Annotated in this window: 15 protein-coding genes and 1 pseudogene; 5 read left to right on the top strand and 11 right to left on the bottom strand. The window is 73.5% G+C overall.

The window, feature by feature from the left end; translation table 11 throughout:
• Positions 1-511 (bottom strand): annotated as a pseudogene (locus tag HPT28_RS24655) (diacylglycerol kinase); the annotation flags it as partial.
• Between the two features lie 208 nt (positions 512-719).
• Here HPT28_RS24655 and HPT28_RS24650 point away from each other — a divergent pair.
• Entirely contained in the window at positions 720-2006 is a 1287-nt protein-coding gene (locus HPT28_RS24650; RefSeq protein WP_219093863.1) for an adenylosuccinate synthase, read from the top strand.
• Positions 2007-2083: 77 nt separating this feature from the next.
• Here HPT28_RS24650 and HPT28_RS24645 read toward each other — a convergent pair whose 3' ends face one another.
• From HPT28_RS24645 to HPT28_RS24635, 3 genes are read right to left on the bottom strand one after another with little or no spacing between them, the layout of a single operon-like run.
• Entirely contained in the window at positions 2084-2800 is a 717-nt protein-coding gene (locus HPT28_RS24645; protein WP_219093861.1) for a S9 family peptidase, read from the bottom strand.
• Positions 2797-4014: a kynureninase gene (kynU, locus tag HPT28_RS24640; protein WP_219093859.1), complete on the bottom strand. Its 1218-nt coding sequence runs from the start codon at positions 4012-4014 to the stop codon at positions 2797-2799. The genes HPT28_RS24645 and kynU overlap by 4 nt, the downstream gene beginning before the upstream one ends.
• Complete coding sequence (locus HPT28_RS24635) at positions 4007-4828, bottom strand: tryptophan 2,3-dioxygenase family protein (RefSeq protein ID WP_374227013.1); 822 nt, start codon at positions 4826-4828, stop codon at positions 4007-4009. Before HPT28_RS24635 ends, kynU begins: the two co-directional genes overlap by 8 nt.
• 103 nt (positions 4829-4931) lie before the next feature.
• Here HPT28_RS24635 and HPT28_RS24630 point away from each other — a divergent pair, with 103 nt between their 5' ends.
• The gene (locus HPT28_RS24630; protein ID WP_219093855.1) at positions 4932-5345 is read left to right on the top strand and encodes a DUF3151 domain-containing protein; all 414 of its coding nucleotides are present in this window, start codon (positions 4932-4934) and stop codon (positions 5343-5345) included.
• Between the two features lie 325 nt (positions 5346-5670).
• On the opposite strand, the gene fbaA is transcribed toward HPT28_RS24630, so the two are convergent.
• The 7 genes from fbaA to HPT28_RS24595 all read right to left on the bottom strand — a co-directional run bounded on the left by fbaA (position 5671) and on the right by HPT28_RS24595 (position 12303).
• Positions 5671-6693 (bottom strand): class II fructose-bisphosphate aldolase, encoded by a 1023-nt coding sequence (gene fbaA / locus HPT28_RS24625; RefSeq protein ID WP_219093853.1) that lies wholly within the window; start codon positions 6691-6693, stop codon positions 5671-5673.
• 148 nt (positions 6694-6841) lie between these two features.
• Positions 6842-7381, bottom strand: coding sequence for an orotate phosphoribosyltransferase (gene pyrE, locus HPT28_RS24620; RefSeq protein WP_219093851.1), 540 nt, complete (start codon positions 7379-7381; stop codon positions 6842-6844).
• A gap of 10 nt (positions 7382-7391) precedes the next feature.
• Positions 7392-8213: an aldose 1-epimerase gene (locus tag HPT28_RS24615; RefSeq protein WP_219093864.1), complete on the bottom strand. Its 822-nt coding sequence runs from the start codon at positions 8211-8213 to the stop codon at positions 7392-7394.
• Positions 8214-8275: 62 nt separating this feature from the next.
• Positions 8276-9232, bottom strand: a complete 957-nt coding sequence (locus tag HPT28_RS24610; protein ID WP_219093849.1) for a hypothetical protein — start codon at positions 9230-9232, stop codon at positions 8276-8278.
• Positions 9233-9371: 139 nt separating this feature from the next.
• Positions 9372-11069, bottom strand: a complete 1698-nt coding sequence (locus tag HPT28_RS24605; RefSeq protein WP_219093847.1) for a polyamine aminopropyltransferase — start codon at positions 11067-11069, stop codon at positions 9372-9374.
• A gap of 64 nt (positions 11070-11133) precedes the next feature.
• Positions 11134-11673 carry a DUF2617 family protein gene (locus HPT28_RS24600; protein WP_219093846.1) on the bottom strand — a complete coding sequence of 180 codons (540 nt, stop codon included), beginning with the start codon at positions 11671-11673 and terminating at the stop codon, positions 11134-11136.
• Between the two features lie 330 nt (positions 11674-12003).
• Positions 12004-12303 (bottom strand): hypothetical protein, encoded by a 300-nt coding sequence (locus HPT28_RS24595; RefSeq protein WP_219093844.1) that lies wholly within the window; start codon positions 12301-12303, stop codon positions 12004-12006.
• A 145-nt stretch (positions 12304-12448) separates the two neighbouring features.
• On the opposite strand from HPT28_RS24595, the gene HPT28_RS24590 reads away from it, so the two are divergent.
• The 3 genes from HPT28_RS24590 (at position 12449) to HPT28_RS27520 (ending at position 17794) form a co-directional block, all read left to right on the top strand.
• Positions 12449-13615 carry a pyridoxal phosphate-dependent aminotransferase gene (locus tag HPT28_RS24590; RefSeq protein ID WP_257579373.1) on the top strand — a complete coding sequence of 389 codons (1167 nt, stop codon included), beginning with the start codon at positions 12449-12451 and terminating at the stop codon, positions 13613-13615.
• 192 nt (positions 13616-13807) lie between these two features.
• Complete coding sequence (locus HPT28_RS24585) at positions 13808-14212, top strand: hypothetical protein (protein WP_219093840.1); 405 nt, start codon at positions 13808-13810, stop codon at positions 14210-14212.
• A gap of 15 nt (positions 14213-14227) precedes the next feature.
• Positions 14228-17794 (top strand): AAA family ATPase, encoded by a 3567-nt coding sequence (locus HPT28_RS27520; protein WP_219093838.1) that lies wholly within the window; start codon positions 14228-14230, stop codon positions 17792-17794.
• The last annotated feature ends 95 nt before the right edge of the window (positions 17795-17889 follow it).

Genomic DNA, 17889 nt, shown 5'->3' with positions numbered 1-17889 from the left:
CCCCGGCCGCGACCGCCGCCTCCCCGGCCGGCTCCCCCGGCGCCGCGGGGATGCGCACACCGCCCAGCAGCACCGCGCCCGACTCGTCGACCAGCAGGTCCAGCGCCCGGTCCGCGCCGGCCAGCACGGCCCGGGCCGCGGCCACCGCGTCCAACGGCAGCCCGAGGCCCGCCGCCAGTCGCACCGCCGACGGCAGGCCGACCGGCACCACACCGAGCGCGGCATGCGGCCGGACGTCCCCCGCCGCGCCCACGCCCTCCTCGTCCGGCACGCCCACGGCCTCCCGGTGAAGCTGCTCCACCGCGCGCAGGAGCGCCGCGTCGTCGCCGACAACGACCGGGCGGCGGCGTCCCCGCCGCGCCACCGCCCGGCCGACCTCCTCCCGCGACTCCGGCAGGCACACCTTCACGTCCCCGGCGGCGCTCAGCACATCCCGGGCGATGCGGACGGACTCCCCGTCGACGTTCCGGGCCACCGGATCGACGACCACGAGCAGGTCTGGAGCCGACACGTTCGTCCTTCCTCAGGTAATCTCTCGGTGCAAGAGCCCCTGCCGCTGTTGCGTCAGGGGCTTCGACTATCCGGGGCACCGATTCACGGCTCTTGGTGGCGGCGCGTGCGCCGCACGTCGCGCAAAGGCGCGCGACACCGCGGCAAGGACGCGGTTCTCCCACCGATCCGCACGATGGACATGCCCCGCCCGGAAGGGGTGTACGCCTGTGCCCGCACTCGTGCTGCTCGGCGCTCAGTGGGGTGACGAGGGGAAGGGGAAGGCCACCGACCTGCTCGGCGGTTCGGTGGACTACGTCGTCCGGTTCCAGGGCGGCAACAACGCCGGCCACACGGTCGTCGTCGGAGACCAGAAATACGCCCTCCACCTGCTGCCCTCCGGCATCCTCTCCCCGGGCTGCACCCCGGTCATCGGCAACGGCGTCGTCGTCGACCCGGCCGTGCTGCTGGAGGAGCTGCGCGGGCTGGACGAGCGCGGCGTCGACACGTCCAAGCTGCTGCTCAGCGGCAACGCGCACCTGATCACGCCGTACCACACGGAGATCGACAAGGTCACCGAGCGCTTCCTCGGCAAGCGCAAGATCGGCACGACCGGCCGGGGCATCGGCCCCACCTACGCGGACAAGATCAACCGCGTCGGCATCCGGGTGCAGGACCTGTTCGACGAGTCGATCCTGCGGCAGAAGGTCGAGGCCGCCCTGGACTTCAAGAACCAGGTGCTCGCCAAGCTCTACAACCGCCGCTCGGTCAGCACCGAGCAGGTCGTCGAGGAGCTGCTGGGCTACGCCGACCGGCTCTCCGGCTACGTCTGCGACACCACCCTGGTGCTGAACAACGCCATCGACGAGGGCAAGGTCGTTCTCTTCGAGGGCGGTCAGGGAACGCTGCTCGACGTCGACCACGGCACGTACCCCTTCGTCACGTCCTCCAACCCGACGGCGGGCGGTGCCTGCACCGGGGCCGGGGTGGGGCCGACCCGCATCAGCCGCGTCATCGGCATCCTCAAGGCCTATACGACGCGTGTGGGCGCCGGACCGTTCCCCACAGAGCTGCTCGACGAGGACGGGGAGAAGCTGCGCACCATCGGCGGCGAGCGCGGCGTCACCACCGGACGCGACCGCCGCTGCGGCTGGTTCGACGCGGTCATCGCCCGGTACGCCACCCGCGTCAACGGGCTGACCGACTTCTTCCTCACCAAGCTCGACGTGCTCACCGGCTGGGAGCGGATCCCGGTGTGCGTGGCCTACGAGATCGACGGGAAGCGGGTCACCGAGCTGCCCTACAGCCAGAGTGACTTCCACCACGCCAAGCCGGTCTACGAGTACCTCCCCGGCTGGACGGAGGACATCACCAAGGCGAAGACCTTCGCCGACCTGCCGAAGAACGCGCAGGGCTACGTGAAGGCGCTGGAGGAGATGTCCGGGGCGCCGATCTCCGCGATCGGCGTCGGCCCCGGCCGCGACGAGACCATCCAGATCCGCTCCTTCCTGGACTGACCCGGCCGCCCGGACCGGCCCCGCGGGGGGCGGGGTCCGCTGGTCACCCCGACCGGCGGATTCCGCCCCCGCCGCCGTCAGCCGCGGCGGATCATGTCCAGCAGCACGCCGAACGCGGGCTTGTCCGGATGGAACGGCGCGTAGTGGCCGACCCCCGGCAGCAGATGCAGCCGGGCGCCCCAGTTCCCCGCGTACCGGCGGGACAGCTCGACGGGCACGTCGGCGTCCTCGGTGCCGTGCAGCAGCTCCACCGGCACCCGGGGCAGCAGCCTCATCGGGTCGGCCTCGGCCAGCAGCCGCCGCACGTTCGGCTGGCCGCCGAGCAGCTCGGCGACCGCACCACCGCTGAGGCCCAGGTCGTGGGCGCGGGCGAGGTCAGCGACCGGAGCGACCGCGAGCACCCGGTCGGCCGCGCGCTCCCGCCGGGCCGCCGCGCACAGCGCGAGATGACCCCCGGCCGAGTGGCCCACCAGCGCCGCGGGCGGGCCGCCCAGGTGCTCCAGGGCCGCCTCCACGTCCTCGGCCGACGCCGGCCAGCCGCCGTCACCGCCCACCCGCCGGTACTCCACCAGCTCGACGGCGAAGCCGTGCCGGGCCAACGCCGCGGCGAACGGCGTGAGATGGCCGCGGTCGTACCGCTCCCGCCAGAAGCCCCCGTGCAGCACGGTGACCCGGGGCCCGGTGCGCGGCCCGTAGAAGTCCACCACCTGGGAGGGGTGGTCCCCGTAGCGCTCCGAGGCGTCGGGCGCCACCGGGGCCAGGCCGAGGAGGTCGCGCTCCTCCGCGTTCGTCACCCCGTCGCCTCCGCCACCTCGCCGAGCACCCGGGCCGCCCGCTCGACGTCGGTGAAGGATGTGTAGAGCGGCGTGAAACCGAACCGCAGCACCCCGGGCCGCCGGAAGTCGCCGACGATCCCGCGGGCGATGAGACGCTCCATGACCTGCTCGGCGTCCGGGCACTCCAGTGCGATCTGGCTGCCCCGGCGCTCGTGCTCCGTCGGCGTGATCAGGCGCACCCTCCCGGGCGGCAGACAGGTGTCGAGCGCCTGGAGGAAGAAGTCGGTCAGGGCCAGCGACTTGGCCCGCACCGCCGCGATGTCCACCCCGTCCCACACCGTCAGCGCCGCCTCGAGCGCCAGCATCGACAGCAGGTCCGGGGTGCCGACCCGGCCCCGCAGGACGCCCTCGGCCGGGACGAACTCCGGCGTCATGGCGAACGGCTCCCGGTGCCCGTGCCAGCCCGGCAGCGGGGAGTCGAAGCGCTCCTGGTGGCGCCGGGCGATGTAGAGATAGGCCGGGGAGCCCGGCCCGCCGTTCAGGTACTTGTAGGTACAGCCGACGGCGAGATCGACCCGGTGCTCGTCGAGCCCGACGGGCAGGGCCCCGGCGCTGTGGCACAGGTCCGCCACGACCAGCGCCCCCGCCGCGTGCGCCGCCGCGGTGACGCCGGGCAGGTCGTGCAGCTCACCCGTGCGGTAGTCCACGTGGTTGACCAGCACAGCGGCCGTCCGCGGCCCCACCTCCGCGGCCATCTCGTCCGGCCGCACGGCGCGCACGGCGCAGCCCGTCATCCGGGCCGCCGACTCGGCGATGTAGCCGTCCGTGGGGAAGGTGACCGCGTCCACCAGGACCTCGTCCCGGCCCTCCGGCGCCAGCCGCACGGCCCCCACGACCGCCTTGAAAACGTTCACCGAGGTGGAATCGCCCACGACGATCTGCCCGGGAGCCGCGCCGACGAGCGGGGCTATGCGGTCGCCGACGCGCTCGGGCGCCTCCCACCAGCCCGACTCCGTCCACGACCGGATGCGCAGCTCGCCCCACTCCCGGCCCACCACCTCGGCCAGCCGGCCCGGCACGGCGTGCGGCAGGGCGCCCAGCGAGTTGCCGTCCAGATAGACGACGCCCTCCGGGTGCTCGGGGTCCTCCAGCGCGAACAGCTTGCGCGAGGCGGCCAGCTCGTCGGCCTCGTCCAGGCGGGCGGCCTTGGCCCGCAGCTCCTTCTCAGACATGGCTCCGCGCCGTCCACAGCTCGGGGAACACGTTCTTCGTCGCCCTCTTCTCCAGCCAGGCCACCCCGGCCGACCCACCGGTGCCCACCTTCGAGCCCATGGACCGCCGGGTGGCGACCAGGTGATCGTTGCGCCAGCGCCACACCAGCTCCGCGACCTCCGTCAGCGCCTCGCCCAGCCGGGCCGCCGGCGCCTCCGGGTCGCCCGAGTACACCCGCGCCCAGGCCGCCTCCACCTCCGGCGACGGCTCGTACCGCTCCTGCACGTCCCGGTTCAGCACCGCGTCCGGGATGTCCTCGCCCTGCCGGGCCAGGAACCGCAGCACCTCGTCGTACAGGCTCGGCTCGTGCAGGGCCTTCTCCAGCTCGTCGTGCACCCGGGGCGCGCCGCGGTGCGGAACGAGCATGGACGCCGACTTCTCGCCCAGCAGGAACTCCATGCGCCGGTACATCGCCGACTGGAACCCGGAGCCCTCGCCCAGGGCGGCCCGGTAGGAGTTGAACTGCCCGGGGGTCAGATGCGCGAGCGGTTCCCAGGAGGCGTTCAGCGACTGGAGCTCGTAGGTCGAGCGCCTGAGCGCGTCCAGCGCCGTCCGCAGGTCGTCTTCCCGCAGCGCCTGCGCCGCGGTCTGCCACTCGTGGACGATCACAGTGAACCACAGCTCCATGACCTGGGTCGTGACCAGGAACACCATCTCGCCGGGATCGTCCGACAGCGGGTGCTGGAGGTGGGTGAGGACATCGGCCTTCACATAGTCCTCGTACGGGGTCGTCCCTGCGAAGTCCAGGTTGGGCGTCTCGTCACTGTCCTGCATCGAAGGTCTCCTCGCCATTCCACCCGGGGTCACCGGGCCTGCCGCGATCATCTCCGGCCGAGGGGGCGACGGCAAGGGCGGGGCTCAGGGCACACTGGTGAGCATGGCCATTCACGAGAACCTGCTCGGGGGTCCGCCCCCGACCCACCTGCCCGACGACCCGGGCCCGCGCGAGGCGCTGGCCGCCGGTACGGCACCGACCGAGGTCGCCGCGCGGTACCCCGCCTCCTCCCTCGCCTGGGCCCAGCTCGCCGACGAGGCCTTCGAGGGCGGCCGGGTCGTCGAGTCCTACGCCTACGCCCGCACGGGCTACCACCGCGGCCTCGACGCGCTGCGCCGCAACGGCTGGAAGGGCCACGGGCCGGTGCCGTTCGAGCACGAGCCGAACCGCGGCTTCCTGCGCGCCCTGCACGCCCTGGCCCGCGCCGCCGGCGCCATCGGCGAGCAGGAGGAGCACGAGCGCTGCTCGACCTTCCTCAAGGAGAGCAGCCCCACAGCAGCCGAAACCCTCAGGTAACCCCCACCCCGCCCCGCCAGGGGCGCGGGGGCCGCACGACCCGCCCCGCCAGGGCGCGGGGAACTGCGCGACCAGCCCCAACGCACCCGCACCCGGGAACGCGCACCCCGAAACCGGGGCATCCGGGGCCCCGGATGCCCCGGTTTCGGGAGGGGTGGGGAGAGGCCAACCTCAACGGGACCCGGTCTGTGGCCGGGTCCCGTCACCGGTCGCCAGGGCGAAGCCCGGGCAGGGCGAAGCCCGGGCACAGGCCCCCGGGGCAAGGCCCGGGGAGGGGCAGGCGGGGCGCAGCCCCGCCGCTCACTTCAGCTTGGTGCCGGTCGAGTCACTTCAGCTTGGTGCCGGTCGAGCGCAGGTTCGCGCAGGCCACCTGCACCCGCTCGGCCATGGACTTCTCCGCGGCCTTGCCCCAGCTCCGCGGGTCGTACAGCTTCTTGTTGCCGACCTCGCCGTCCACCTTCAGCACACCGTCGTAGTTGCGGAACATGTGGTCCACGACGGGCCGGGTGAAGGCGTACTGGGTGTCGGTGTCGAGGTTCATCTTCACGACGCCGTTCTCCAGCGCCGTGGTGATCTCGTCCTCGGTGGAGCCGGAGCCACCGTGGAAGACGAAGTCGAACGGGCTCGCCTTGCCGAACCGGGCGGCGACACCCTCCTGGAGCTCCTTCAGCAGCTCGGGACGGAGGACGACGTTGCCCGGCTTGTAGACGCCGTGCACGTTGCCGAAGGAGGCGGCCAGCAGGTAGCGGCCCTTCTCGCCCAGGCCCAGGGCCTCGGCGGTGCGGATGGCGTCGTCGACGGTGGTGTACAGCTCGTCGTTGATCTCGTGGGTGACGCCGTCCTCCTCGCCACCGGTCGGGGTGATCTCGACCTCAAGGATGATCTTGGCGGCGGCGGCCTGGGCGAGCAGCTCCTGCCCGATCGTCAGGTTGTCGGCGAGCGTCTCGGCCGAGCCGTCCCACATGTGGGACTGGAAGAGCGGGTTGCGCCCGGCGGCGACGCGCTCGCGGGAGAGCTCCAGCAGCGGACGGACGTAGCCGTCCAGCTTGTCCTTCGGGCAGTGGTCCGTGTGCAGGGCGATGTTCACCGGGTACTTCTCGGCGACGATGTGCGCGTACTCGGCGAGGGCGACCGCACCGGTGACCATGTCCTTGCTGTACTGGCCGCCCAGGAACTCCGCGCCGCCGGTCGAGATCTGGACGATGCCGTCGCTCTCGGCCTCGGCGAAGCCGCGCAGGGCCGCGTGCAGGGTCTGGCTGGAGGTGACGTTGATGGCCGGGTAGGCGAACTTGCCGGCCTTCGCCCGGTCGAGCATCTCGGTGTAGATCTCGGGGGTTGCGATGGGCATGCTGTCCGCTCCTTGGGAGATGTGCGGGTGTCGGGTTCCCTGACCGTGGGCGACATCGTCGTCGGACCCATCTTCCCAGACCCGAGCAGAACCTCCAGAGGGACCGTCCGAACGGACCCGAGACGGCGAGGGCGGCCGGGNGCCGGGCTCAGCTCAGACCCAAGTCCTCGCTGCGGTAGGCCTGGTAGTAGGGCAGCCCGGTCTTCTCGACGGCCGGAGCGGCGCCCCGCTCGACGATCACCGCCACGCCGACGACCTCGGCCCCGGCCTCCCGGAGCGCCTCGACCGCCGTGAGCACCGAGCCACCGGTGGTGGAGGTGTCCTCCACGGCCAGGACCCGCCGTCCGGCCACGTCCGGTCCCTCCACCCGACGCTGCAGACCGTGCGCCTTTCCGGTCTTGCGCACGACGAAGGCGTCCAGCTTCCGCCCGCGCGCCGCCGCGGCGTGCAGCATGGCCGTCGCCACCGGGTCGGCGCCCAGGGTGAGCCCGCCCACGGCCTCGTAGTCGAGGTCGGCGGTGAGATCGAGCATGACCTGACCGACCAGCGGCGCCGTCTCGCCGTCGAGGGTGATCCGGCGCAGGTCGACGTAGTAGTCGGCCTCCTTCCCGGAGGAGAGGATCACCTTGCCGTGCACCACGGCCTTGTCCTTGATCTGCTGCAACAGCGCAGCACGCGCATCGGTCATGCCCCCGAGCCTATCCAGCGCCCGCCGGACGTCGGCCCTCCGCCTCGACCCGCCGCCAGGCCCAGGTCGTACTGACCTCCAGCGGCTCGATCGGGGTGACCAGGCGCGGCGCGGTGTTGAGTCCGTTCGGCGGACCCGACTGCGGCTCCACGCAGACGGCGGCCTCCTGCTCGTCGTAGACGACGACCCACTCCGCCCGGCTCGTCACGGACAGCTCCAGCTCCTCCGGCCAGGTCAGGGTGACGTCGACGCCGTCCGGCATGCCGAAGCAGTCGTCCCACGGGCCGGGGCGCGGCTCGACGCGACGGCCCGTGGGCAGGTGGTCCGGGCCCCGCTCCTCCTGCCAGGCGGGGGTGAAGTCCACCCGGACGTCGGAGCCGCCCCGCCCGAGGTTGCGGCGCCACCACGGGTGCCAGCCCGCCTGGGCCGGGAAGGACTCAGCCGCCGTCTCCACCCCGAGCGTCAGGGTCAACGAGCCGCCGTCCTCGGCCAGCTCCACCAGCTGCGTCACCGTGCCCGACCACGGCCAGGGCTCGCCCAGCTCCCAGGTGAACGCGGCGGACCGGCCGTCCGAGGCGACCGTGCGCCAGCGCCCGTTCCGGGCGAAGCCGTGCAGGGCGTGCGGCGGCGCGTCGACCGGCAGTTGGTACACCCGCCCACCGTTGCGGACGCGTCCCCGGTCCGTGCGCCCGCAGAAGGGCACCATCACGAAGGAGCCGTAGCCTTCGCCGCTCACCAGCAGCTCGGTGCCGCAGACGCGCAAGGAGGCGATCCGGCAGCCGTGTTCGGGCTCGACGGCCACCTCGGCATCGCCAGCCGCCAGCCGAACCATCGAGGTCTCAGTCGTCACCCTCCGAGACTAGGCCCCGTCCGGCCAGATCCGCCGGACGGGCCTCAGCGGCGACGGCGGAGGGCGCGTCCGACGAGGACGGCGGAGGCCACGGCCAGGGCGGCGGCCGGGGCGGCCCAGCGCAGGGCGACCTGGGTGCTGAGGGGCTCCGGGGCCGGGACGGGTGCGTACCGGCCGCGCGGTGGGGCGTGATCCACCTCCTCCGCGCTGCGCCCGATCATCGTCCGCCGGGCGTGGGCGGCCTCGGCCGGAACCGACTCGGCTCCCTCGCGGTCCTCGTGCCCTTCGCCGTAGCCCTCGTCGCTCAGCGGGTCCAGCGAGGGCGGCGGCACCTCGGTGTCGAAGACGGAGGGCCGCTCGGGCTCCGGAGCCTCGGGGCCGGGCTGTTCGGGCTGTTCGGGCTGCGCGGGCCGCTCGCCTTCCTCTGGCTCGGCCGGGGCCGCGGCCTGGGGCTCCTCCCTGGCACCGCCCGGCTGGTCCGGGGCGGGGATGCCGGGGATGACGCGCTCGTTGTCGTCGGCGGGCGGGTCCGCGGCCAGGCTCTCGGCCAGCGCCTGGCCGAACCGTTCCAGCAAGCGGCGGCCGAGAGCGGCGCGCTGGGCGGGCTCGGCCTCGGTGAGCCGTCCCTTGCCGCGGACCGTGCCGGAGCAGACCAGCACCGTGCCCGCGTCCTCGGCGCCGGCCTCGCCGCGGCCCTCGGCGGGGCGGGGTGCGAGCGTCAGCGTGAGGCGGGCCGAGCCGGGGCCGCGGGCCTCGTCCCCCTTGCCGACGACGCGGAACCCGTCGTCCTGCGCCGTGACCTCGAGGGAGCCGCGGTAGGTGATCGTGGAGCCGCCGATCCGTACCCGGAGCCGGCCGGTGACGGTACCGTCGGCGTCGGCGTCCGGCCCCTCCTCGGCGTCGAGTTGCAGCCCGGGCACACAGCGGGCGACGCGCTCGGCCTCGGCGAGCGCCGCCCGTACCGGCCCGACGGGAAACGGGACGTACACCTCGTGCTCCATGCACGCGAGCCTACCCGCGCGGACCGTCACCAAGGCCGTTGCGTGGCGACTCCATGTCGCGCTCGCGTCGTTTCGCCCGGGAACGCCCGCCCGGGCGTCTCGCTGCTCGGAACGTTTCGGCACCCGGCGTCGGCGGCCGTCAGCCATAGCGCGGATGCAGCAGCGTGGAGGGGGGCAGCCCGGGAATCCGCCGGCGTTCGGCGCTGGCCGCCGCATGGTCGAGGTCGGCCTGGGTGAGGGCGTCGGGGCCCGCACCGCCGCCGGCGCCCTCACCCAGGCCGAGCGGGGGTGCGGAGCCGGGGGAGGCCAGCAGGAAGCCCCAGTCGGCGGCGTGCGGCCCGACGGCGGCCTCCTGCTGGCCGCGGTCGGTGTCGGCCGGGAAGCCCGAGGCCCGGCCGTCGACGGCGTACGGCACGGGATGGAGCCCGGCCGCCCGCAGCGTGGACTCCACCGTCCAGAAGGCCGGCCCGGCCCCGCCGACCGAGCCGGCGTGCACCGCGAAGCGGCCGTCGTCCGCGAGGGCCCGGGCGAGCAGCCCGTAGAACTCCTGGGAGTACAGCCGCACGCTCTCCGCCAGCCGGGGGTCGGGCAGGGAGGAGACCACGACGTCGTACGGCGGCTCCCCCTCGTGTGGCCAGCCGCGCAGCCAGCGGAACGCGTCCGCGGTCACCACCCGCACCCGGGGGTCGTCGAGGGAGCCGTCGTTGAGCGCGCTGAGCCGCGCGTCGGTGCGGGCCAGGGAGACGACGCGCGGGTCGAGCTCGACGAGGGTGACCTCCTCGACGTCCGGGTGGCGCAGTACCTCCCGCAGCGCCAGCCCGTCGCCACCGCCGAGGACGAGCACCCGCTCAGCCGGCCCGGCCGCCATGGCCGGGCGGACGAGGGCCTGGTGATAGCGGGCCTCGTCCGCTCCGCAGACCCGCAGCCGCCCGTCCAGGTACAGCTCCAGCCCGCACGGGCCGTGTGCGGCGGCATCGGGTCGCCTCCCGTGCCCACCGCCGCCCTCCATGAGCACGATCTCCTGTACGTCGCCACGCACGGCGACGCGAACCTCGCCGCCGTAGACCGCACGCCGGGCGGCCTCCTCGAACGGCTCCGAGAAGACGGCCGCCCCGCCGAGCAGGGCGGGCACGACGGCGAAGACCGAGGTCAGCGCCACCCGCTTCCTGGGCGAGAGGTCGTGCCGGAAGAGCCACAGGACGAGCAGCCCGCCCGCGGCCACGTTGACGACCCCGGCGAGCAGGGCCCCGACGAGCTGTCCGAACAACGGCAGCAGCAGAAAGGGGAAGGCGAGCCCGCCGACGAGGGCGCCCACGTAGTCGGCGGCGAACAGGTCCGCGACGGCGTTGCCCGCGTCCTGGGCCCGGATGCGCTGGATGAGCGTCATCAGCAGCGGCATCTCGGCCCCGATGAGCACCCCGATGGCCAGGGAGAACGCGACCACCACGCCCCGGGACGCACCGAACCAGGCGAACGCGGCGAACAGCGCCATGACCGAACCGCCGCCGACCAGCGCGAGCAGGCACTCGATCAGCCCGAAGCAGCAGACGGCCTGGCATCGGAGCCGCTTGGCCACCAACGACCCCACACCCATCGCGAAGACCATCACCGACAGCACGATGGACGCCTGGGTGACCGAGTCCCCCGTGAGGTACGACGCCAGGGCGACGAGGGCGAGTTCGTACACGAGACCGCAGGCGGCGCAGACGAACACCGAGCACAGGACGAGGAAGCGGCCGAGCCCCGGCCGCACGGGCAGCCGGACGGGTGTGTCCTCCGGAGCCCGCCGCGACACGTCGGGCTGTGCCGCCCGCCCGGACACGGGCTGATCGATCATGCCGGGAACGCTACGTGACGCCAAACCTGCACAACGTCACCCACACGAGTGCAATCCGACCCGGTCAGCCCGGCGCCGCGGCTCCCGCCGCCGCCTCCCCAGCGCCCACGGCGACCCGGGTCCGCGTGGCCACGAGCCGCCCCTCCTGCGGGTACGCGTGCCAGGTGCGCCAGGAGACCTGCCCGCCGTGACGCTGGACGAGCAGCGCGGTGAAAGCGTAGGGATCGCCGGGGAACGTCCCGGCCAGTCCGTTCGGATGCTCGGACACCAGGGCCAGCAGATCCTGCGCCCGCCCCGCGAACGAGCCGCGGGAGAGGGTCTCGACCCGGGTCGCGAACTCGTACTCCCAGCGTCCCAGCCGTTTGGACACACCGAGCGGCAGGGGGCTGCTGCTCCCCGGCATACAGGCCACCGTCTCCGAGCAGCTGCCGCTCTCGTCATCGAGCAGCACTTGGTGGGAGGCGCCCAGCAGCCTCAACTGCGCCCGGGTTCCGTCAAGTTCCAGATCGAGTGTGGCCAGGGCCGGGAGCGGCTCCCGCCCCAGGGCCCAGGCGAGGTCGCCGGCGCGGGTGTCGGTGTAGGCGGTCTTGAGCGTGGTGAGCATGGATCGGCTCCGCAAGCACGTGTGGAGTGATGGGCCGGTTGAGGGGTGGGCCGGCCACTGGGCGGGGATGCACCTCGAGTTCCTGAGATCGCCGGCTCGTGCCCGCATGGGCTCCTGATACGCCCTCACCGAATCACGCTCGACACCGAGTCCACAGCGGTTTTACCCAACTTCTGGACGTTTCCATACCGGAGGGGGCGGTAGTGGTCATCTGTTCAACGTTCGTGCGGTTTTCACCCCGCATATGCGCTTCTCACACCGGGGCCGGTCCCGCCCGCACCCCCGTCGGGCGGGGCCGGCCCGGACCCCGTTCAGCGACCTCCCCGCAGGTCAGCCGCAGTCACCACCACCGCCACCACCGCCACCGCCGTCAAAGCCGCCGCCACCACCGCCACCACCGTCAAAGCCACCGCCGCCACCGCCGCCACCGCCGTCAAAGCCGCCGCCACCGCCGCCGCCGAAGGACGAGCCTCCGTCGGAACCGCCGGGAGCTCCGTAGAGCGTGGCGCCCCCCGCGGAGCGGCGCACGCCCCTGGCCGGGCCCGAACCCGATCCGACCCTGGCCACGAGCACCGCGACGACCGCGGCCACCACCACGCACACCAGCACGACGACGACGAGCCCACCCATCCTGATCAACCCCCTCCGAACTGCCCCGCCCCCCGACGGAGCAGGCCGTTGCCTGGCGGATGCCCGCACCCCGTGCCGTCCAAAGCAGACTTGAGCAAGCTCAGAGCTTGCGCCGCGCCGGGGGCGATCGGTGAGGATGCCGGACATGGGACGACCTCTGCTGAACCCACGCCTCGCCGAGTTCGGAACGACGATCTTCGCCGAGATGTCCGCACTCGCCCAACGCACCGGGGCCATCAACCTCGGCCAGGGCTTCCCCGACACCGACGGGCCCGACGAGGTCCGGGAGGCCGCCGTCCGCGCGCTGCGCGACGGCCGCGGCAACCAGTACCCGCCCGGCCTCGGCGTCCCGGAGCTGCGCCGGGCCATCGCCGAACACCAGGACCGCTTCTACGGCCTGGGCCTCGACCCGGACACGGAGGTCCTGGTCACCGCAGGCGCGACGGAGGCCATCGCGGCGACCATGCTCGCGTTGCTGGAACCCGGCGACGAGGTCATCGCCTTCGAGCCCTACTACGACTCCTACGCGGCCTGTATCGCGATGGCCGGAGCCCAGCGCGTGCCCCTCACCCTGCGCGCCCCGTCCTTCCGCCCGGACCTGGACGAGCTGCGTTCCAAGATCACCCCGCACACCCGCCTCCTGCTCCTCAACACCCCGCACAACCCGACCGGGACGGTCCTCACCCCCGAAGAGCAGAGGTCCATCGCCGCGATCGCCGTCGAACACGATCTGCTCGTCGTCACCGACGAGGTGTACGAGCACCTGACCTTCGACGGTGCCGCCCACCTCCCGGTCGCCACGCTCCCCGGCATGCGCGAGCGCACGGTCTCCATCTCCTCCGCCGGCAAGACGTTCTCCTTCACCGGATGGAAGGTCGGCTGGGCCATGGCGGACGCGCCGCTCCTCGCCGCCGTCCGAACCGCCAAGCAGTACCTCACCTACGTCAGCGCGGGCCCGTTCCAGTACGCGGTCGCCGAGGCGCTCCGTCTGCCGGACACCTACTTCGACGGCTTCCGCACCGACCTGCAACGCAAGCGCGACCTGCTCGCCGACGGGCTGCGAGCGGCCGGGTTCGAGATCTACCAGCCCCAGGGCACGTACTTCATCACCACCGACATCACGCCGTTCGGCGAGAGCGACGCCTACGCCTTCTGCCGCGCCCTCCCGGAACGGTGCGGCGTCGTCGCCGTCCCGAACTCCGTGTTCTATGACGACCCCGACGCCGGCCGCAGCCTGGTCCGCTTCACCTTCTGCAAGCAGGACGACGTCCTTCGGGAAGCGGCAAAGCGCCTGCGGGACCTGACGAGCTGAACCCAGGGCCGCTTCGTCCGGCCTGCCGGTCATACCGCGAGCTCGCCCAGCCCACCGGACCTCGGCGAGCCCGTTCAGGGGCCGCCCGGGGGCCGGGCGAGGCGGGTGGCGAGGCCGGAGGAATCGCGCCGGCCAGAGCGCTGTCGAGCTGACCCGCCTGACGACACGCCGGAAACGCCCTACTCTCGTAGCGTGGACGCGATAGCGGTCGAGCTTCTGATGGCCCTCGCGGGCGGTACCGCCGGGGCCGCCGGGCAGGGAGCGTGGCAGTCGCTGTGCGAGCTGGTGCGGCGGCGGCCGGCGGCGAGCAGCGACGGAGACGGGGACGCCCATGCAGTTCCCGGGCAGGGGGAGCTGGAGGAGCTGCGGGCCACGCCCGAGGACGCCGGGAGGGCGCGTGCGCTCGCCCGGGCGCTCACGGAGCGGGCGCAGCGGGACGCCGAGTTCGGCCGGGAGCTGGACGCCTGGCGGGACCGACACGGGGGAGACAGCGTGACCATGGGGATCTACGGCGGCACCCAGGGAACGGTGGTGCAGGCGCGGCACATAGGCACGTTGAACCTCGGCAGTCCCGGGCGACCGGGGGCGGAGGGCTGACGGCAGGGGAGCGGGGTGCTCCGTCGCAGGCCGCCCGGTGAGGTGCGCCAGGAGGTGTTCGGCGGTCGGCAGCAGACGGTCGTCCAGGTCGGAACCGTCGAGCGGCTGAACCTCTACGTACAGTTCGGCGCTCCGGGGCTGCTCACGGTGCTCGGGTCCGTACTGCTGCTGTACCGGCCCCGGCTACCGGTGCCGGACGGCTGGGGGCTCAGCCCGGTGTGGGTGGGGTGGCTGTGCCTGGGGAGCGCTCTGGGGCTGTGGGTGGCGGCGCGGCTGGTGCGCGTCCGGCGGCGCAGTGAAGCGGTCTGGAGTTCCGCGCGCGTACTCGACAAGGCCGCCGACGATGTCGCCGAGGCGCTGTTACAACGCTACGAGGACGACGAACGGCTGCGGCAGGCCGATGACCCGCAGACCCTCGACGTGCTCTGGCGGGGGCGGGGAGACGGGCCGGACGCACACGAGCGGTCCATCGCCGACTACTTCGAGGACGCCGCCGCGGTGCCCGACCGGAGGCTCGTCGTGCTCGGGCCCGCCGGTGCCGGGAAGTCCGTGCTCGTACTGCGGCTCGCCCGGGACCTGCTGCGGCGGCGGGCGGGCCGGGCGACGGGGAACGGCGCGGCCTCGCCCGTGCCCGTCGTGGTGTCGCTGGCCTCCTGGGACACCGGGCGGGGGCTCGAGGCGTGGGCGGCCGGGCAGCTCGCGGCCGAGCACCCGCAGGCGTGCGCGCCGGTGCCGGGGGCGCCGCCGGAACGGACGGCCGCGTATCTCGTGGACACCGGACGAGTGCTGCTCGTGCTCGACGGTTTCGACGAACTGCCCGAGGCGGCGCGGACGGTGGCCTTCGCCGAGTTGCGCGCCATGCCCGAGTCCCGGCCCTTCGTCCTGACGAGCCGCCCCGAGGAGTACGGGGAACAGGTGCCCGCCGACTCCGACTTCCTGCGTACGGAGATCCGGCTGGAACCGCTGACCCCGCAGGCGGTCGGCGCGTATCTGAGCGCGGGCGGGCGCAGGGCGCGTTGGCGGAACGTGGTCGGCCGGCTGACCGAGGCCGCGCCGGACCGCTCACCCGAGGCGCGGCTGCTGCTCCAGGCGCTGGACGTGCCGCTGATGGTCGGGCTCGCGCGGGCCGCCTACGGGCCGGACGACGAGGACCGGCACCCGGACGAGCTGGTCGCACCAGGGCGCTTCGGCAGCGTCGAGGAGCTGCGGCGTCATCTGTACGCCGCCTACCTGGACGCGGTCTACAGCTCCTCGCGGTCGTGGCGGGAGCTGCACGGCGGCAGCTCCCCCGACGAGGCCCGCATGTGGGCCGGGTTCCTGGCGGCGCGGATGCGGGCGGCGGGGCGGACGGAGTTCGCCTGGTGGGAACTCGACCGTGAGGTGCCCTGGTGGGTGCGTGTACTCGGGTTCGTGCCCGCGTTGGCGGTCGCCGGTGTCTGCCTGCGTCTGGCGGCGTTCGGGAAGCCGTGGTGGCAGCCGGAGGTGGTGGACGTGCCGCTGTGGGGCGGCTTCGCCGTCGCCGCGGCGCTCGCGGGAGCCTTCACCGGTCTCGCCACCGTCAGGGGCCGGGACCAGTGGCGGCTGCCTCCGCACCGGCTCACCGGGCTGTCGGCCCGTCGGATGCTGGCGGCGCTGCGGCGGCGTCCCGTGCGCTGGGGCGTGGGCCTGACGGGCACCGGTCTGGTGGCGGGCTGGGCGACCGCCCTGGTGCAGGGCTCGGTATTCGGAGCGGTGGTCGGCGCGGTTTCGCTGCTGGCGGTCGGCGCACATCTGCATGAGGCCGTGTGGCGGCCCGCGGACACGGCGCTCGCCGACTCGCCGGACGGGCTGCTCCGTGCCGACCGGCGAGCCGTGCTCGCCTTCGGGTTCCTCGACATGGTGCGGTCGCGGTCGCCCGACTATCCGCGTGCGCTGTTACTCCTTCCCGTGCCGATGCTCCTCTGGTGGCAGTCGTTCGGGCACGGGCGGCACCACGTCTCCGTCCTCGACTGGGTCGTCGTCGGCGGCGGATCGCTGGTGAGCTGGCTGATGTACGGCGTCGCCGTCTCCGCCTGGGGTCGGTACACCGTGGCCCGGCTCTGGCTCGCGGCGGGCGGAAGGCTGCCCCGTCGGCTCATGGCGTTTCTGCGGGACGCGCACCGGCGCGGCGTGCTGCGCCAGACCGGCGGTTTCTACCAGTTCCGGCACATCGAGCTGCGGGACCGGCTTGCCGAGGACGTCTCCGCGCACGACCGTCGTGGCGCGCACTCCGGAGACGACCCCGGTGACGGCTCCCGTGACGGCCCCGGTGACGGCTCCCGTGACGGCCCCGGTGACGGCTCCCGCGACGACGGTGGGGTAGGCCACCGTGACCGTGGGCCGGGCGGCCGGGGCCGGAGGCCGGTGGGCGGGCGGCTCGGGATGGGTCTCGCGGCGACGGTCTGCAGCATGGCGGTCCTGCTGCTCGGCAGCGGCGTGCTGGTCATGACCACCGCTCTGCCTGTCCAGGCGCTGCCCGGCGCGTGCTCGCTGCTCGACGAGCGGGACCTGGGACGGCTCATGGCCGACGGCGTCGTGCAGCCGCTCGCGGAAGGGACTCGATGCTCGGTCACCGAGCAGTCACCGTTCGACCCGGAGGTGCGGATCGACGTCCGGGCCCAGTGGTACCGGACGAGCATGCGGCAGCACGGCGTCCGCGAGGCCGAGGCCTGGTTCGACCTGGGCAGGATGGGGGTGGGTGAGGACGTCACGCTGCACGGGTTCGGAGACGAGGCGTACGCCGTCTTCTGGCAGCAGCCTTCCGTGTGGGACTTCATGGACGTGTCGCCGTGGCGAGCGGCACTGGTTGCGCGCTACGGCAACGCGGTGATCAGTGTCCAGTACGCCGAGGAGTTCGCCACCAGGGAACGCACCGCGGCCGTGGCCGAGATCCTGTTCCGCAAGGCGCTGCGTGCCGCGGGACCGCAGTGGGCCGAGGACGGCGCGGGCGGGGACGGGACCCTGGCCGACCCGCCGAAGTCCCGGATACCCGAGGAGGGCCAGCACCGGTTCTCCTTCTACCGGCGCGAGGCGCGGGGGGCCGTGCACGGCGCGACATGGAAGGACCAGGAGCGCTCATACCTGTGGCGGCTGTCGGGCTTCCCCTTCGCCTTCCGGGCGCCGAAGCAGCTCAGCTGCGGCTTCGGACCCTCTGTGGACGACTGGGAGGCCGGGCTGACCGCGCGCGACTGCGAGTCGCGGGAACCAGCGCAGGGCGGCGGCCCGCCCCCGCACGACGTACGCGTCGAGCTCGCCCTGCGCTACTGCGGCCACGGCTGCGCTGACGAGGACAGGGACGCCCTGCTGCGGGGCGCTCGTAAGTCCCGCTCGGAGGAAGCCGACTGGACGAGGCTCGGCTTCGGGACGTCGTACGCCGTACGGGAGGCGGGGGGAGCGGAGAACCGATACGAGATGCTGTTGTGGCGGCACTTCACCCACGAGGGTGACGACGGGGAGCGGGCTGAGTCCTTGCTGTGGGTCAGCGTGGATACCCCCGAAGAGGAGAGGCAGCTGGCGCAGAAGATCGTCAACGACGTCTTCGCGCAGACCGGCGGCAAGCGGTAGCCGTCACACCGCCGCGTCGGACGCCGCCGTGCCCGAAGCGGCGGCGGAGCCGCCGGCGGCCGGCGAGAGGGTACGAGGCCCGGGCCCGGGCGACT

This window comes from Streptomyces sp. JJ38, from assembly GCF_019303475.1.
Taxonomy (GTDB): domain Bacteria; phylum Actinomycetota; class Actinomycetes; order Streptomycetales; family Streptomycetaceae; genus Streptomyces.
This window is presented reverse-complemented; position numbering and strand designations above follow the sequence as displayed.